The organism is Polynucleobacter sp. es-GGE-1 (genome assembly GCF_018882005.1).
In the GTDB taxonomy this organism is placed as follows: Bacteria; Pseudomonadota; Gammaproteobacteria; order Burkholderiales; family Burkholderiaceae; genus Polynucleobacter.
The window spans coordinates 151,717-166,727 of record NZ_JACVPE010000009.1; the positions used below are offsets into that span (position 1 = coordinate 151,717).

The following is a 15,011-nucleotide window of genomic DNA, read 5'->3' on the forward strand; positions in this document are numbered from 1 at the left end:
TGTATGATGTAGGTTGATTTTACTAAGTTAATTCACTCAACAATCCAACTTCTTCAGGATTATTACCATGTTTGACCGCCAGAACACTTTAGCCAAAACCGACCCCCAGTTGTGGGAAGCCATCCAGAACGAAAATAAGCGTCAAGAAGACCATATCGAGCTCATTGCCTCTGAGAACTACGCCTCACCCGCAGTGATGGCAGCCCAAGGCTCCCAATTGACGAATAAATATGCTGAGGGATATCCAGGCAAGCGTTATTACGGTGGTTGTGAATTTGTCGACGTTGCTGAGCAGTTAGCAATTGATCGTGTCAAAGTTCTGTATGGTGCTGAAGCTGCTAACGTTCAACCCCATTGCGGTGCATCTGCTAATCAAGCGGTTTTTTTGGCTTTCTTAAAGCCGGGCGATACCTTTATGGGGATGAGTTTGGCCGAGGGTGGTCACTTAACTCATGGTATGGCATTGAATATGAGCGGCAAGTGGTTCAACCCTATTTCTTATGGTCTCGATAAAAACGAAGTAATTGACTATGAGCAAATGGAGCGTTTGGCACGCGAGCACAAACCTAAATTGATTATTGCTGGCGCATCTGCCTACTCACTTGTAATCGATTGGGAACGCATTGGTAAATTAGCAAAAGAGGTCGGCGCAATTTTTATGGTGGACATGGCGCATTACTCTGGTCTGATTGCTGCTGGTGTTTATCCAAACCCAGTACCCCATGCTGACATCGTGACTTCCACTACGCACAAGAGTTTACGTGGCCCGCGTGGCGGCATCATCTTAATGAAGGCTGAGCACGAGAAAGCCATTAACTCTGCTGTCTTCCCAGGCCTTCAAGGAGGCCCTTTGATGCACGTGATCGCTGCTAAGGCGGTTGCATTCAAAGAGGCACAAGAGCCAAGCTTTATAGATTATCAAAAGCAAGTGATAGCCAATGCCAGAGCATTGGCTGAAACATTAATCTCTCGTGGGCTTCGCATTGTTTCTGGTGGTACGGATTCTCATGTGATGTTGGTTGATTTACGTGCGAAGAAAATGACTGGTAAGGAAGCGGAGCGTGTTTTGGGTGAAGCCCATATCACCTGCAATAAGAATGGCATTCCGAATGATCCAGAAAAACCCATGGTGACCAGTGGCATCCGTTTAGGTTCGCCAGCGATGACAACACGTGGCTTTAAAGAAGCTGAAGCCAGACAGGTAGGTAATTTCATTGCAGATGTTTTAGATAACCCAACCGACCCAGAAAATATCGCCAAGGTTCGCGCACAAGTTTCTGAGTTAACGAAGCGCTTTCCAGTTTACGGTTAAGCAAGCTAACACTAAAGAAAAGAGTTCACATTGCGCTGCCCCTTTTGTCATAACGACGATACTCAAGTTTTAGATACCCGGGTATCGGATGAGGGCGATACGATTCGCCGCCGCCGCCGTTGTGCCAAATGCGATAAGCGCTTTACAACTTACGAACGGGTAGAGCTAGCCTTACCCGCCATTGTGAAAAAGAATGGTAGCCGAGTTGAGTACAGTCATGACAAGCTAGTAAGCTCAATTAAGCTGGCCTTACGTAAGCGCCCAGTATCTTCAGATTCAGTTGATGAATCGATTGCGCGTATTGAAGAAAAGCTATTGAGTCTGGGTGAAAAAGAAATCCCTAGCGAGCGCGTCGGTGAGCTTGTAATGCGTGAGCTGAAGCGTCTTGATAAAGTTGCTTACATACGCTTTGCTTCTGTCTATAGAAGCTTTGCCGATATTGAATCTTTTGAAAGCGCCCTTAAAGAGTTAAAGTAATGACCTATAAGTCTTCTAGACTTCTTGTATTGCAAATAAAAAGGGCTGCACTGCAGTCCTTTTTATTAAGCAGAATCACTTACTTCAATGCTGCAAAGATTGAAGCAGTAATATCGTCTACATTGCCAGTACCACTTACTTTTCTATAAGCCGGTGCTTTGACTTGGTCTGTTGAGCTAGCTTGCGCAGCCCATGAGGAGTAATAATTAACTAATGGACGTGTTTGGTCGTCATAAACCTGCAAGCGTTTGCGAACCGTTTCTTCTTTATCGTCATCGCGCTGTATCAGTGCATCACCAGTCGCATCATCCTTACCTGCAACTTTTGGCGGGTTGAATTTGATATGATACGTGCGACCAGAGGCAGGATGGACACGACGACCGCTCATACGATCAATGATGGCATTAAATGGAACATCGATTTCTAAAACATAATCGATCGGTACGCCAGCATCTTTCATGGCTTGCGCTTGAGGAATAGTTCTTGGGAAGCCATCAAATAAATAGCCTTTACTGCAATCTGGCTGGGTCAAGCGATCTTTTACCAAGCCAATGATGATGTCGTCAGAAACTAAGCCGCCGGCATCCATAATTTTCTTAGCAGCAACGCCAAGCTCAGTTCCAGCTTTTACAGCTGCGCGCAACATATCGCCAGTAGAGATTTGTGGAATGGCAAATTTTTCACAAATAAACTGAGCTTGGGTGCCTTTTCCGGCACCAGGTGCACCGAGCAGAATTAAGCGCATTGTCTTTCCCCTTAGATGATCTGTAATTGTCCCGTATTTTGTCGGGATCTTTTGTATCTAATGCTTAGGATTATCCCCGAGAAGTAGCAATCTACTTGCGAACTCTCATGCCTTAGTTAGGAGGACTCTTACTCGTTCTAGATCTTCGGGGGTATCCACGCCTGCTGGCGGGGCCTGAGTGGTAGTATGAACCGCAATTCGATAGCCATTCCAGAGGGCGCGAAGCTGCTCTAATCCCTCTGCTTGCTCTGGGGGCGCTGGTTCAAGGCGCGTATAGGCCTGTAAAAAATCAGCACGATAGGCATAAATACCCAAATGACGCAAATACTCAATTTTTTGTTTTTGGGGCATATCCCTAACAAAAGGAATGGCTGCTCTTGAAAAGTAGAGTGCTTCCCCAGTGCGATTGAGAACCACTTTAACGACATTTGGATTTTGAATTTCAGCAACATCATGAATTGGAACGGCAACAGTGGAGATCGCACATTCCGCATGATCAGCCAAAGTTTGCGCAACTTGATTAATGAGCTCTGGTGGTATGAGGGGTTCATCACCTTGAACATTGACTACCAATGCATCACTAGGAAGTTTGAGTAATTGCACCACTTCTGCAAGACGATCAGTCCCGGTTAGGTGATCCAGTCTGGTTAATAAGCATTCGATGCGATGCTCATTACATGCCGCTTGAATCTCAGTTGAATCAGTCGCTACTACTACGCTATGCGCTAAAGATTTTTTGGCCTGCTCCGCAACTCGCACCACCATAGGTTTTCCACCAATATCGGCAAGTGGTTTACGCGGTAAGCGAGTAGAGCCCAATCTCGCTGGTATGACAACCAAAAAATCTGGGGCTTTTGACACAATAGTCATTCTGAATTGCTTAGATAGCTTCGTCAGCGTTTAAGCTGCGTGCTTCTTCAATCAACATTACTGGTACATCATCACGAATCGGATAGGCTAGGCGATCCGCTTTGCATATCAGCTCATGTTTATCGATATCCAAATGCAGTTGGCTTTTGCACAAAGGGCAAACCAAGATATTGAGTAAGCGTTTATCCATAATAATTTAAATGAGGGGTATGAAAAAAGAGTGTAGCGCTTAATGCACTTACTGGGCTTATAAAGTATATCGACGAGGATCTGGTCTTTGCAAAATGGATTGCAACCAGTCCATAAGATTATCAGGTAGATGGAGTGACATTGGTACAACCCAAATACGCTCATCCTGGATAGCCGCACATTTAACCGCATCCTTCTCTGTAATCAGAATGCATTCTGTTTTGATGGCACTGAAAAAGTCTGGGCTGAAGGTGGTGTGGTCTGGCAGTGGAATACATTTCCCGGTGATGCCATGCTTTACTAAGTCATCAAAAAATCGTTGTGGGTTACCAAGGCCTGCAAGTGCCGTAATATTCTTTGATAGGAATTGTTCAGTAATTTGCTCAAGCGACTGGGTGTTCGAGACATTAATGAGTTGATAGGCTGTGCCCAGGCGACTGGCTAAATTGAAACATCGACGACCCAAAAAGTATTCATCTAAGATGCCACTTTTTTGATTCTTGGGGGTGCCAGTAAATAAAGTGGCATCACGCTCACGGGTAGCTGGTTCACGTAGTGGACCAGCGGGAAGTAGAAAGCGATTGCCTTCACCTCGATCATCACGTACTACGAGCTCTATATCGCGACCACCTTCACGTGCAGGCCAACGAATCAAGCCGCGATGCTGTAAACCATCATCACTAATAATGATATTTACATCAGGGGAGTGCTTTAGCATTGCTTTGATGCTTTGCTGGCGCTTGGGAAAAACCCAGATCGGAAATTGGTCGCCAGTACGGTTTGCAATCAAGACTGGTTCATCACCAACTACAGCAGGATCAGAGTCACTCTTCACTTGCAGTGGCATTGTCTGTACAGATGAGCCATAACCTCGACTAATGATTCCAGGCTTCCAGCCGAGTTGAGATAGTTGCTGCGCTAATGCAATCACGATGGGGGTTTTGCCAGTGCCCCCAATCCGAATATTGCCAACAATGATGATGGGTACTGGAGCAGGTTCAGCCCTGCCAATATCTAAGTCATGAATTAACTTACGAATGCGTAAGATCACGCTATATAGCCAAGAGAGTGGCCACAGCATAAGACTTGTTGGACCACGCCTCTCCCAAAACTTGGGGGCATTACGAAAAATAGATAACGCCATAGCTATTTTTTCTACTTACTTTTTTGTCTGACTGCTGAAAACGATGTTACTTAGATCGGCATCACGCGCCGCCTCTAGCGCTGTCATGACAGATTGATGAGGTGCTTTAGCGTCTGCATCGATATTAATCTGAAGATTATTGTTGGCTTGCTTATTTGCTTCAGTGCTTAACTGTATCAAGACATTGCTTAATTGAGATGGATCTGTCAATTTGCCATTGATTGCAAAGCGGCCATCACGACTGACTGCAATATGCACTTGTTTACTCTCTGCTTGAGTTTCATTGCCACTTGCAGTTGGCAAAGTAATCGCTAATTCTTGATAACGTGTGAAGGTGGTAGAGATCATGAGAAAGATCAATACAACCAATAAGACATCAATAAACGGGATTAGATTAATTTCTGGCTCAGTAGAAACTGATATCGTTCCTAGGGAAAATTGCTTTCCTGATTTTGAATAGGTGTCTAACCAACTCATTACGCAGATTCTGTTGGATACAGTTTTTTAAATAATTGGCGTGTGAACTCTTCGCATTCACGTTGACGTTGATTGGCGATTGCACGCAATGTTCGCCAGGCTGCCAGTGCGGGTATTGCGATCAATAAACCAAATGCCGTGTTATGGAGCGCCACAGAGATTCCATGTGCAAGCTGTTGGGGGCTGCCAGCACCATTGATAGCACCTTGACTGCCAAAGATTTCGATCATGCCGACTACGGTGCCAAATAAGCCTAATAAAGGGGCTATGGTGGCGATTGTTGCCAATGCTCCTAGATAGCGGTCAAACTTTAACCAAGTGGCCTGTGCAACCGCTTGCAGTTCTTCTAAGGCTGATTGAGTGCTATTACCGGCAGATTTCTCGCGCAAGACGCAGGCAAGCAATGGACTTGCTGGGGATAACTGGGCTAACTGAGCGATTTGCTCGCTCGCCAGTATTTTTTGGCTAACTACCTGATTGGCAAGGGTAAAAGCAGTTTCTAAGCACCCTTTTGGGAAAATATGAACCTGGCGCAGATACCAGCTGCGCTCAATGAGAATGGCTAGGCCAATAATAGAAATGATCAAAAGAGGCCAAATAGGCCAGCCAGCGGATAGTAAAATGGAGTACATATGACCAGTACTTTAGCTGAATTAATAAGCCTCTTTCAGAAAGCTTGCCTGTGGATAACTCTGTGCAAAACTTTTTTGTAAGGCTGCTCTAAGTCCTTGATTGATCGTCGGCTGGGTGTCATTCTCCTAAAAGTACTATGAGATGTCGGGATAAATTCAGCATATAAATCATATGCTTATCATTTAAGTGTAGTATTTATGAGACGTTTTGGGTCAGTAATTACTTACTTATGCACATTAAACAAGAGCCAGTGGGCTTCTGTGGATATTTATTACCGTCTAGGCTAGATAGCTTAGGGAGCGAAGAGAAAAAATGTCGGAAATATCAAGGGAAATTCTGTCTGTCGGCGATCTAAACCGCGCCATTGCACAATCTTTGGAAGATCGTTTCGATACTGTTTGGGTTAGCGGGGAGATTTCGAACTTTAAGGCCTATGACAGTGGGCACTGGTATTTCTCATTAAAGGATGAAGAAGGGCAAATTCGCTGTGTGATGTTCCGTGGCCGCAATGGCCAAGTTGGCTTTATGCCGCAATCGGGAGATTTGGTTGAAGTCAGCGCCAGTTTAGGGATCTATGTTCCTAGAGGCGATATTCAACTGACGATCCAAACTTTACGGCGCGCTGGCATGGGTGGCTTGTATGAAGCATTTTTAAAGCTCAAAGCCAAGCTCGCCAAAGAAGGTTTATTTGACGAAGACCGCAAACGAGAGATCCCAACACACCCAAGAGCCATTGGCATCATTACTTCGCCACAAGCAGCCGCATTAAAGGATGTTCTAAGCACCTTGGCAAGACGCGCGCCACATATTCCGATCGTGATTTACCCAACCTTGGTGCAGGGCGCTGATGCGCCTGCAGGAATGATTACTGCATTCAAGGCTGCTGAAAAAGAACAAGCAGTCGATGTAATCTTATTAGTGCGTGGCGGAGGCAGCATTGAAGACCTCTGGGCGTTTAATGATGAACAGTTAGCGTATGCAATAGCGGGCTCCTCCATTCCAGTAGTGAGTGGTGTTGGGCATGAAACGGATTTCACGATCGCAGACTTTGTAGCTGATCTGCGTGCACCAACCCCGACTGGAGCTGCTGAGCTGGTGGCTCCACGCAGAGATCAAATGCTGCAAGAGCTTGATGCCATCATGCAGGCCTTGTTACAGCGCATCAATCAACGGGTAGAGCGTGAGGCACAAACCTTAGACCAATTAGCGTTGAGATTAAGTCACGCCTTACCAAATCCAGATCGCATGCGAGAGCAAATAACAAGCTGGCACCAGCGCCTTAATCAAGCTTGGGCTGTACGTATGGAAAGCTGGAAGCGTAATCAAATACACTATCAATCTCAACTAGAAATGCTCAACCCCCAAAGAACTTTAGAGCGTGGTTATGCAGTGATACTGGATAAAAAAGAAAATCAATTGCATGCAGTTCGAAAACCAAATGAATTAACCGTTGAAAAAGTATTTCAAATTCGCATGGCAGAAGGTAAAGCAGAGGTTCGTCTAGCTGATGTCAAAATAAGCCCTTAGTTTCATATGGATAGGATATTGACAAAACGTACGTTTTTACGTACCATTGTCTTAAAGGAGTTTAAGTATGACCACATTAACTGCTAGCGAAGCCAGAGCAAGTTTATATCGCTTAATTGATCAGGCGGCTGAGTCTCACAAGCCAGTGATCATTTCTGGAAAACGTGCCAATGCAGTCTTAATTTCGGAGGAAGATTGGAGCGCTATTCAGGAGACTTTGTACCTCATGGCAATACCGGGCATGCGTGAATCCATTAAAGATGCGATTGCCGAGCCCTTAGCTAAAAGCAAGAAGGTATTGAAGTGGTAGTTTGGAATTTAGCTTATTCCAATTACGCTCTAAAGGATGCAAAAAAAATATCTGCCGCAGGGTTGAGAGAAAAAACTCAAGCTTTACTCGATATTCTTCAGGTTCACCCTCTTCGAAATCCGCCGCCATTTGAAAAGCTAGTTGGCGATTTAAAAGGTGCATATTCACGGAGAATTAATATTCAACATCGCTTGGTTTACGAGATTTTCCGCAAAGAAAAAACTGTTCGCATCCTGAGGATGTGGACGCATTATGAATAGTACTTCAGAGAATATTTGGTTCAATTTCTAGGCTCACACCAAACTCTTTTTGAACTTTATCTTGAATGCATTTTGCAAGCCTCAAAATATCTTGCGCTGTACCATTGCCATGATTTACCAGTACTAAGGCTTGCTTTTCATACACGCCCACATTGCTCATACGCCGACCTTTAAAGCCGCATTGATCAATGAGCCAGCCAGCAGCTAACTTTCGTTTACCGTTAGCATCAGGATAGGAAGCTAAGCCTGAATGTTTCTGAAGTAAAGTCTCGTATTGCTCGCTAGAAACAACTGGGTTCTGAAAGAAGCTACCAGCGTTGCCGATGACTTTTGGGTCCGGAAGCTTGAGAGTGCGGATCTTACAAACAGCTAAAAAAATTTCTTCTGGGCTTGGTGAAGATTGCCCAAAAAATTGCTTTGCCAAATCGACATAATGAATGCGCCCCTGCCATTGCTTAGGGATATTAAAAACGACCTTTGTCACAATAAAGCGTTGCGGATTTTGTTTGAAGTAGCTATCGCGATAAGCAAAATGACAATCGTCTTTCGTAAGAGTGATAAAGGCTTTGGTTTTGACATCAAAGACTTTTACAGAGTCAATGTACTCGCCAATCTCGACGCCATAAGCGCCAATGTTCTGAATGGGCGCTGCACCAACCGTGCCGGGAATGAGGGCTAAGTTTTCTAGCCCGGGTAAATCCTTGTCTAAGGTCCAGGCAACAAAGTCATGCCAATTCACCCCGCCGCCAACCGCTATCAGCGTTGAATCGGCATTGGAAGCAATAATTTCCTGACCGACGATATTCATCAGCAAGGTTGCACCAGGTAACACTTTCGGCAAAATAACATTGCTGCCGCCACCTAATACGCGCCAAGGCAATTTTTTCTCTGCTATTTGCTCAATCACTGCAGGAATTTGATCTGCGGCGGTAATGTCGTATGCTAACTCAGCGCTTGTATCAAAACCAAAGGTATTTCGATCCTGAAGACTGAGGTTTAGGGTCAATTTTGGACTGGCGGACGCATTCTGGTCGGAGTTCATGCCACAATCTTATTCGAATGTCTGCCAAGTGCGCAGATAATTGCAATATAGCTTTTTGAGATAACCCAAAAGATTAACTAAGGAATAAAAATGCCCTCATTTGACGTAGTTTGTGAGCCAGATATGGTTGAGCTTAAAAATGCGATTGAGCAATCTAATAAAGAGATTAGTAATCGTTTTGATTTTAAAGGGTCCGATAGTCGTGTTGAGCAAAAAGATGAAGCTTTGATCTTGTTTGGCGATGATGACTTTAAATTGGGTCAAGTTCGTGATGTACTCTTTGGCAAGATGGCTAAGCGCAACGTTGATGTGCGTTATCTTAAGGATGATAAAAAAGAGACTATCGGCAGCGATAAGCGTAAGCAAACTATGAAGATTCAAAAGGGCATCACTTCAGAGCTTGCTAAAAAAGTCGTACGCATTATTAAAGACAGCAAGCTCAAAGTGCAAGCCAGTATTCAGGGAGATGCCGTTCGTGTGACTGGCGCTAAGCGAGATGACTTGCAAGCAACCATGACCTTGCTGAAAAAAGAAGTGACTGAAGCGCCACTGGGCTTTAATAATTTCCGTGACTAATGCACTGCCTGCGATAGCATCAGCAAGCGAAGAGGCGATTGAACGCTTTTGCGATGCTTGCTGGCTAGAGGATGGATTAGCAAAGAACAGTCTGTCTGCCTACCGCAGGGATTTACTCTTGCTGGCTCAGTGGCTTTACAAAGAATCTGGTGCCGATCTTTATTCAGCCAAAGAAAAAGATCTCACCGCTTATATAGCGCATCGTCGTGCAGATAAGGCAAGCACTGCTAATCGACGTCTTACCGTATTCAAGCGTTTTTATCGACACGCCTTGCGCATTAATTTAGTCAAGAGTGATCCTTGCATTGGATTACGCGCAGCTAAGCAAGCCATACGCTTTCCAAAGACGTTGAGTGAAGATCAGATAACTGCTCTACTTGGTGCTCCAGATGTTGAAACTCCCTTAGGTTTGCGTGATCGCACGATGCTTGAGTTGATGTATGCCAGTGGCCTACGTGTTTCAGAGATTGTTTCTCTGAGAACGGTAGCCCTAGGTTTAAATGAAGGTGTGGTGCGAGTCGTTAATGGTAAGGGCGGCAAAGAGCGCTTAGTGCCATTTGGCGGTGAAGCAGGGCAATGGTTGAGGCGATATCTTGCTGAGGCCCGCACGCTGCTACTAGAAGGCAAAACAACGGATGCAGTATTTGTTGGACGGCATACGGGTTCAGGCCTGACAAGACAGGCTTTCTGGGCACTCATTAAACGTTATGCCACAGTAGCCAATATTCCCGTAGCTCTATCTCCCCATACTCTTCGACATGCTTTTGCAACCCATTTGCTAAATCACGGCGCTGATTTAAGAGTGGTGCAATTACTTCTGGGCCATGCAGACATTTCTACCACGCAGATCTACACTCATGTCGCCAGAGAGCGGCTTAAATCGATCCATCAACAGCATCACCCACGTGGCGCCTGAATGGAATGCTAAAAGTGTTTAAGATGACGTTATGACCTTCACTCTAGATATTTTTCTGGTTCCGCTTGCCTATCTGATTGGCTCGATTTCATTTGCAGTAGTGGTGAGTAAGTGCATGAGCTTACCCGATCCTTACTCCTATGGCTCAGGTAATCCTGGGGCAACGAATGTACTGCGTACAGGCAATAAATTGGCTGCAGCGCTCACTTTTTTGGGTGATGCGCTCAAGGGTTATTTTGCAGTCATGCTTGCGCGAGTCTTATTAGGGGATCAGCCTCTGACTACCTCACTTGGTTCTTGGGTTTTATGTGGTGTAGTTCTGGCAGTATTTTTGGGCCACTTGTTCCCCATCTTTCATGGTTTTAAAGGGGGCAAGGGCGTTGCTACTGCATGCGGTATTTTGTTTGGTGTGAATGCTATTCTTGGCATTGCCACCCTAGGTACTTGGATGATTGTGGCGGTGTTCTTGCGTTATTCATCTTTGGCTGCTCTAGCTGCTGCAGTATTTGGTCCCATCTACTTTGTCTTTCTGTTTGGTTTTCAGCCCATGGGGATTGCACTCTTGATTGTTTGTTCATTATTGATTTGGCGTCATCGTAGCAATATTCAGAATTTACTCAATGGCACTGAAAGTCGTATTGGCTCTAAAAAGACTAAAAGCTAAAACTGCTCAACAGAAAAGAAACGCTACCATGACAATCGCTTACGCCTGTGTTCTCTTTATGGGCTTGCTTCCTTATATTGCTGCGGGCATTGCCAAGAAAGGCTTTGAGCATTACGACAACAGTATGCCCAGGCAATGGTTAGCCAACCAAACTGGTTTTAGGGCTAGAGCGAATGCTGCCCAAGCAAATCTCTTTGAGTCTCTACCGTTCTTTTTTGCTGCAGTCATCATTGCTCATATAGAACATGGTCCCCAGGCGATAGTTGATTTTTTTGCAGTTGCTTTTGTCATTGCTCGCATTACTTACCTCATTTGTTATATCGCTAATTGGTCCACCACTAGATCAATAGTTTGGTTGCTTGGTCTTATTTGCGTTATTGCCATCTTTTGCCAGATCTAAATAGAAAAATCATCACTATGACAGCTAAAAAAACATCTACTCAAACAGCGCTGAAGACTTCTGTGAAGAATGCAATAGCTAGTAAATCCTCCGCTAAAAAATCTGCAAATCATCAAGAGGATGCCGGTCTGCCTCTCTCTGTTGTAATACGCCGCCGTATTGAAGCGCAAAAGGTTCGCTTTCATGCCAATGACAATATTGCCGCTTTCATTAAACCTGGTGAGTTAGAGGGTTTGGTTGAAGAGGTATCTGAGAAAATACAAGCTGTTTTAGAAAGCTTGGTAATTGATACAGAAAATGATCACAACACCAGAAATACTAGTCGACGTGTTGCGAAAATGTATGTGCAAGAAGTATTTAATGGTCGCTATGTTGATCAACCTACATTGACGAAGTTTCCTAATGTCAGTCGTTTGAATGAGCTCATGATCATCGGCCCAATTACTGTGCGTAGTGCTTGCTCACATCACTTATGCCCTATTATGGGTCGCATTTGGATTGGTGTCTTACCTAGCAAGGACTCTGCCTTGATTGGTCTATCTAAATATTCTCGATTGACTGAATGGGTGATGTGTAGACCTCAAATTCAGGAAGAGGCGGTAGTTGAGTTGGCAGATATGCTGGAGAGGAAAATGAAACCTGTTGGCGTTGCGGTTGTGATGGATGCTGACCACTTTTGCATGCAATGGCGAGGAGTAAAAGATCGCGATTCCAAGATGATCAATAGCGTCATGCGCGGCGCATTTTTAAAAGATTCTAATTTACGCCGTGAGTTTTTAGCATTGATTGATCGTAAGTGATTAAGGATTAAGGTGTATCGCCCCCTTTTTCCTTTAGCTGCCTCATTGTGTTTGATTGCATGTAGCGTTATTCCAAACCAAAACCAAGATCCTATAAAAAATAACCGTGACACTTTTCGCAAGGATTTGAGGGAGTGTCAGGAAGACTACCCGGAGATCAGTTCCGGTCTCCATGTTCGTCAATGGCAAGGTTGTATGAATTTAAAAGGCTGGAAATAAATAGTTGCCAAGATATTTTTTGAGAATAATTCTCATCTATATAGTGATATAAATCAATAACTTACGTCTTATCTAGCGAGCTTAATTTATCTCCACTATGATCACTTAAGTTTTATCAATTCTTATCGCTAATCGTTTCGCTCTTTGGAGAACCCATGAAAAATAGTCGTCGTCAATTTATGATTTTGTCTGCTGCTGGTGCCTGTACATTGGCACTGAATGGCAAAGTACAAGCACAAGCCATGGTCGCAGAAACCGATCCGCAAGCAGCTGCATTGGGTTATAAGGCTGATGCTAGTAAAGTGGATAAAGCAAAGTTTGCAAAATATGCCGCTGGTCAACAGTGCAGTAACTGTGCTTTATTTCAAGGCAAAGCTGATGCAGTTGCTGGCGGTTGTTCCTTGTTTGCTGGTAAGCAAGTTGCCGCTAAGGGTTGGTGTTCTGCTTACGCGAAAAAAGCGTAACTTAACAAAAGATCAATTGTTTTTGATTTGACCCAGAGCTTAGCTCTGGGTTTTTTTGTCACTAAGCTCTATGCTGGGAAGTGCATCCAGCCCGTAATCACATACTTATAGTTTGCTTTTACTACATCGCCATAGTGAGCGTGGGTCCATTCAGCCGGCCAAATAATGGTTTTGCCTTTTTGGGGCTGAATGCTTAAGTCATAGTGAGTAAAGTGGGTGCCACCGCCATCATGGACATCGTTTAAATAAGTCATCCAGGCAAATACGCGATGAGCAGATTCAAGATTTAATCTTTCGGAATGTACCCGTTTAAAGTGGCCGCCTGCTTCATAGCGTTGAATGTTAAAAGTTCCTATCTCTAATTTTGGAAAGATCTGAAGAAAGTCCCACTGCGCAGCATAATCTTGATAGCATGCAAATAAAAATTCAATATATGTTTTAATGATTTGAAAATTAGGCTGGTTTAAATCCTTTGGATATATCGATATATCCTGAGACTTTTTGATTTCGTCATCTACTTTAAAGCCTGCCATACCACTTGTTTGCATCTCGGGATGCATTTCAAAAAATTGAATGATGTTGTCGCAGATCGCTGCTTGTGGCATTTGCCACAGTCCAATGAAATGGGGTAGCGCATGAGCGCTCTGAATATGCTGCCGAATGAGTTTGTCATTCATTGATCCAGATCCTTTGCTCTTTTAAATTCAACAGGATTGATCCAGTGCTGTACCGAATTTTTTGTAATCCCTCTTGATGTTGACCAATTTTGAGTAAACAACGTCCTAAATGTTGATGCACTTCTTTATTTTGGGGGTCAAGCCTGATGCTAGTTTCTAGCGCAGCAATAGCTTTTTGAGTTTCTCCAAGCTGATGGTAACTGAGTCCTAGATAGCACCAATTGACTGCATCCGTTGGAAGCGCTTTAGCAACTGTCTGAAAGGGTCCTAAAGCGTTATGAGCTTGTTGCATTTCATATAAAGCGATACCACTATTTCGAAGGCAACGCATATCGAAAGGATCAATCCGCAAAGCACCTTCATAAGCTTTCAATGCCTGCTCATGACGTTGCAATTTATCTAGGGCAAGGGCTTGATTTACCCAGGCTATCTTTCGATCGGGGTCTGCCTGAAGTATTTGCTGGCAAATGTTAAGCGCTTCTTCATAGCGCTCAAGATCAACTAGCGTGGCGGATAAATTACTGAGCAAGTCCAGATCTTTTGGGTAAAACGTCAGCGCTGTTTGGTAGGCAATATAAGCCTGTTCGTGATCTTGTTGTAGCGAGTAGGCAAGACCTAAGTTATAGAGCGCTCCCAGATTTTGAGGATGAGTCTGAATGACTTTGTGAAATAAGGGGATGGCTAAATCCAACTTATCATTATGAGCATAGGCAATACCTAAATTTAATAGTGCTTCATATTGCTCTGGATGCTGATCTAGGATGTTTTCTAGAATTTTCTGTGCTTGCGCATAATTACCTTGCTTAAGAAGGTAATTAGCATGTGCAAATGCTTGTTTGAGTGTATCGCTCATGTTTGCTTATTTTAGCCCCTTCAATCAATAGCTCATGCGCTCGTTTATGCCGATTATGATTAGCGCATCTGAAGATTTATTAATAACATTGCACTAAAGAAAGTGATGAGTGGCAAAATCAGTTTTCCTCTGTTGACGCATTTAAATAATATAGAAAATACATTGCAGAGTTTATATAAGCGCTATTTCATTTTCATAGGCGGTGATCAACATCATTTTATCGGCTGGCATCGATATTGCGGTTGCCAATCTGATTGATGGGTCTTTGTTCGCCATGCCCTTAGTAGCCTCTCTGTCAGTTTTGGGGATGTTGTTACTGTGATATTTGCGCCCCTTTTTTGCCGCAGCAGTCGCATTTCTTGCTGCGATAGGGCACATCACCTATTTTGCTATACATTATTTCCAGTGATGATCGACTCCATTTTGTTGGCATTAGCAGTGCTTATGTATAACTAG

20 protein-coding genes are annotated in these 15,011 nt (G+C 44.0%); 11 read left to right on the forward strand and 9 right to left on the reverse strand.

The features are described from left to right. The first annotated feature begins 67 nt into the window (after nucleotides 1-67). Together glyA and nrdR are read left to right on the forward strand one after the other, a co-directional pair. A complete protein-coding gene (gene glyA, locus ICN35_RS08515; RefSeq protein ID WP_216126518.1) occupies nucleotides 68-1,312 on the forward strand; it encodes a serine hydroxymethyltransferase in 1,245 nt (414 codons plus the stop codon). Nucleotides 1,313-1,342: 30 nt separating this feature from the next. Continuing rightward, the gene (nrdR, locus tag ICN35_RS08520) at nucleotides 1,343-1,789 is read left to right on the forward strand and encodes a transcriptional regulator NrdR (protein WP_215293634.1); all 447 of its coding nucleotides are present in this window, start codon (nucleotides 1,343-1,345) and stop codon (nucleotides 1,787-1,789) included. 79 nt (nucleotides 1,790-1,868) lie between these two features. Here nrdR and adk read toward each other — a convergent pair whose 3' ends face one another. From adk to ICN35_RS08550, 6 genes are all read right to left on the reverse strand, one after another. Continuing rightward, nucleotides 1,869-2,534, reverse strand: a complete 666-nt coding sequence (gene adk, locus ICN35_RS08525; RefSeq protein ID WP_216126533.1) for an adenylate kinase — start codon at nucleotides 2,532-2,534, stop codon at nucleotides 1,869-1,871. A gap of 105 nt (nucleotides 2,535-2,639) precedes the next feature. Then, entirely contained in the window at nucleotides 2,640-3,404 is a 765-nt protein-coding gene (gene kdsB / locus ICN35_RS08530; RefSeq protein WP_216126536.1) for a 3-deoxy-manno-octulosonate cytidylyltransferase, read from the reverse strand. Nucleotides 3,405-3,414: 10 nt separating this feature from the next. Continuing rightward, on the reverse strand, nucleotides 3,415-3,594 hold the full coding sequence (locus ICN35_RS08535; RefSeq protein WP_215296294.1) for a Trm112 family protein: 180 nt from the start codon (nucleotides 3,592-3,594) through the stop codon (nucleotides 3,415-3,417). A gap of 57 nt (nucleotides 3,595-3,651) precedes the next feature. Continuing rightward, nucleotides 3,652-4,737: a tetraacyldisaccharide 4'-kinase gene (gene lpxK / locus ICN35_RS08540; protein ID WP_216126539.1), complete on the reverse strand. Its 1,086-nt coding sequence runs from the start codon at nucleotides 4,735-4,737 to the stop codon at nucleotides 3,652-3,654. A gap of 15 nt (nucleotides 4,738-4,752) precedes the next feature. Then, the gene (locus ICN35_RS08545; protein ID WP_216126541.1) at nucleotides 4,753-5,214 is read right to left on the reverse strand and encodes a biopolymer transporter ExbD; all 462 of its coding nucleotides are present in this window, start codon (nucleotides 5,212-5,214) and stop codon (nucleotides 4,753-4,755) included. After that, the gene (locus ICN35_RS08550) at nucleotides 5,214-5,846 is read right to left on the reverse strand and encodes a MotA/TolQ/ExbB proton channel family protein (RefSeq protein ID WP_216126543.1); all 633 of its coding nucleotides are present in this window, start codon (nucleotides 5,844-5,846) and stop codon (nucleotides 5,214-5,216) included. The genes ICN35_RS08545 and ICN35_RS08550 overlap by 1 nt, the downstream gene beginning before the upstream one ends. A gap of 313 nt (nucleotides 5,847-6,159) precedes the next feature. Here ICN35_RS08550 and xseA point away from each other — a divergent pair, with 313 nt between their 5' ends. The 3 genes from xseA (at nucleotide 6,160) to ICN35_RS08565 (ending at nucleotide 7,944) form a co-directional block, all read left to right on the forward strand. Then, entirely contained in the window at nucleotides 6,160-7,374 is a 1,215-nt protein-coding gene (xseA, locus tag ICN35_RS08555; protein ID WP_216126548.1) for an exodeoxyribonuclease VII large subunit, read from the forward strand. Between the two features lie 67 nt (nucleotides 7,375-7,441). Then, a complete protein-coding gene (locus ICN35_RS08560; RefSeq protein ID WP_216126551.1) occupies nucleotides 7,442-7,684 on the forward strand; it encodes a type II toxin-antitoxin system Phd/YefM family antitoxin in 243 nt (80 codons plus the stop codon). Next, nucleotides 7,678-7,944 carry a Txe/YoeB family addiction module toxin gene (locus ICN35_RS08565; protein WP_216126554.1) on the forward strand — a complete coding sequence of 89 codons (267 nt, stop codon included), beginning with the start codon at nucleotides 7,678-7,680 and terminating at the stop codon, nucleotides 7,942-7,944. Before ICN35_RS08560 ends, ICN35_RS08565 begins: the two co-directional genes overlap by 7 nt. Nucleotides 7,945-7,948: 4 nt before the next feature. On the opposite strand, the gene murB is transcribed toward ICN35_RS08565, so the two are convergent. Beyond that, complete coding sequence (murB, locus tag ICN35_RS08570; protein WP_216126556.1) at nucleotides 7,949-8,986, reverse strand: UDP-N-acetylmuramate dehydrogenase; 1,038 nt, start codon at nucleotides 8,984-8,986, stop codon at nucleotides 7,949-7,951. Between the two features lie 90 nt (nucleotides 8,987-9,076). Between murB and ICN35_RS08575 the strand changes: the two genes are divergently transcribed. The 6 genes from ICN35_RS08575 (at nucleotide 9,077) to ICN35_RS08600 (ending at nucleotide 13,025) form a co-directional block, all read left to right on the forward strand. Further along, nucleotides 9,077-9,562 (forward strand): YajQ family cyclic di-GMP-binding protein, encoded by a 486-nt coding sequence (locus ICN35_RS08575; RefSeq protein ID WP_216126559.1) that lies wholly within the window; start codon nucleotides 9,077-9,079, stop codon nucleotides 9,560-9,562. After that, nucleotides 9,555-10,478 carry a site-specific tyrosine recombinase XerD gene (gene xerD / locus ICN35_RS08580; protein ID WP_216126561.1) on the forward strand — a complete coding sequence of 308 codons (924 nt, stop codon included), beginning with the start codon at nucleotides 9,555-9,557 and terminating at the stop codon, nucleotides 10,476-10,478. Before ICN35_RS08575 ends, xerD begins: the two co-directional genes overlap by 8 nt. A gap of 31 nt (nucleotides 10,479-10,509) precedes the next feature. Continuing rightward, nucleotides 10,510-11,142, forward strand: coding sequence for a glycerol-3-phosphate 1-O-acyltransferase PlsY (gene plsY / locus ICN35_RS08585; RefSeq protein WP_216126563.1), 633 nt, complete (start codon nucleotides 10,510-10,512; stop codon nucleotides 11,140-11,142). Nucleotides 11,143-11,170: 28 nt separating this feature from the next. After that, nucleotides 11,171-11,542, forward strand: a complete 372-nt coding sequence (locus ICN35_RS08590) for an MAPEG family protein (protein WP_216126565.1) — start codon at nucleotides 11,171-11,173, stop codon at nucleotides 11,540-11,542. A 17-nt stretch (nucleotides 11,543-11,559) separates the two neighbouring features. Continuing rightward, complete coding sequence (gene folE / locus ICN35_RS08595; protein WP_216126567.1) at nucleotides 11,560-12,342, forward strand: GTP cyclohydrolase I; 783 nt, start codon at nucleotides 11,560-11,562, stop codon at nucleotides 12,340-12,342. A 374-nt stretch (nucleotides 12,343-12,716) separates the two neighbouring features. Further along, entirely contained in the window at nucleotides 12,717-13,025 is a 309-nt protein-coding gene (locus ICN35_RS08600) for a high-potential iron-sulfur protein (RefSeq protein ID WP_216126570.1), read from the forward strand. Nucleotides 13,026-13,093: 68 nt separating this feature from the next. Here ICN35_RS08600 and ICN35_RS08605 read toward each other — a convergent pair whose 3' ends face one another. Both ICN35_RS08605 and ICN35_RS08610 read right to left on the reverse strand, forming a co-directional pair. Then, the gene (locus ICN35_RS08605) at nucleotides 13,094-13,702 is read right to left on the reverse strand and encodes a 2OG-Fe(II) oxygenase (RefSeq protein ID WP_216126573.1); all 609 of its coding nucleotides are present in this window, start codon (nucleotides 13,700-13,702) and stop codon (nucleotides 13,094-13,096) included. Continuing rightward, nucleotides 13,695-14,555 (reverse strand): lipopolysaccharide assembly protein LapB, encoded by an 861-nt coding sequence (locus tag ICN35_RS08610; RefSeq protein WP_216126576.1) that lies wholly within the window; start codon nucleotides 14,553-14,555, stop codon nucleotides 13,695-13,697. The genes ICN35_RS08605 and ICN35_RS08610 overlap by 8 nt, the downstream gene beginning before the upstream one ends. Nucleotides 14,556-15,011: the final 456 nt, after the last annotated feature.

Bases quoted from the DNA above. Each gene is read 5' to 3' on its own strand.
- glyA (WP_216126518.1), top strand. From the start codon at position 68: ATGTTTGACCGCCAGAACACTTTAGCCAAAACCGACCCCCAGTTGTGG.
- adk (WP_216126533.1), bottom strand. From the start codon at position 2,534: ATGCGCTTAATTCTGCTCGGTGCACCTGGTGCCGGAAAAGGCACCCAA.
- kdsB (WP_216126536.1), bottom strand. From the start codon at position 3,404: ATGACTATTGTGTCAAAAGCCCCAGATTTTTTGGTTGTCATACCAGCG.
- ICN35_RS08535 (WP_215296294.1), bottom strand. From the start codon at position 3,594: ATGGATAAACGCTTACTCAATATCTTGGTTTGCCCTTTGTGCAAAAGC.
- lpxK (WP_216126539.1), bottom strand. From the start codon at position 4,737: ATGGCGTTATCTATTTTTCGTAATGCCCCCAAGTTTTGGGAGAGGCGT.
- ICN35_RS08545 (WP_216126541.1), bottom strand. From the start codon at position 5,214: ATGAGTTGGTTAGACACCTATTCAAAATCAGGAAAGCAATTTTCCCTA.
- ICN35_RS08550 (WP_216126543.1), bottom strand. From the start codon at position 5,846: ATGTACTCCATTTTACTATCCGCTGGCTGGCCTATTTGGCCTCTTTTG.
- xseA (WP_216126548.1), top strand. From the start codon at position 6,160: ATGTCGGAAATATCAAGGGAAATTCTGTCTGTCGGCGATCTAAACCGC.
- ICN35_RS08560 (WP_216126551.1), top strand. From the start codon at position 7,442: ATGACCACATTAACTGCTAGCGAAGCCAGAGCAAGTTTATATCGCTTA.
- murB (WP_216126556.1), bottom strand. From the start codon at position 8,986: ATGAACTCCGACCAGAATGCGTCCGCCAGTCCAAAATTGACCCTAAAC.
- ICN35_RS08575 (WP_216126559.1), top strand. From the start codon at position 9,077: ATGCCCTCATTTGACGTAGTTTGTGAGCCAGATATGGTTGAGCTTAAA.
- plsY (WP_216126563.1), top strand. From the start codon at position 10,510: ATGACCTTCACTCTAGATATTTTTCTGGTTCCGCTTGCCTATCTGATT.
- ICN35_RS08590 (WP_216126565.1), top strand. From the start codon at position 11,171: ATGACAATCGCTTACGCCTGTGTTCTCTTTATGGGCTTGCTTCCTTAT.
- folE (WP_216126567.1), top strand. From the start codon at position 11,560: ATGACAGCTAAAAAAACATCTACTCAAACAGCGCTGAAGACTTCTGTG.
- ICN35_RS08600 (WP_216126570.1), top strand. From the start codon at position 12,717: ATGAAAAATAGTCGTCGTCAATTTATGATTTTGTCTGCTGCTGGTGCC.
- ICN35_RS08605 (WP_216126573.1), bottom strand. From the start codon at position 13,702: ATGAATGACAAACTCATTCGGCAGCATATTCAGAGCGCTCATGCGCTA.
- ICN35_RS08610 (WP_216126576.1), bottom strand. From the start codon at position 14,555: ATGAGCGATACACTCAAACAAGCATTTGCACATGCTAATTACCTTCTT.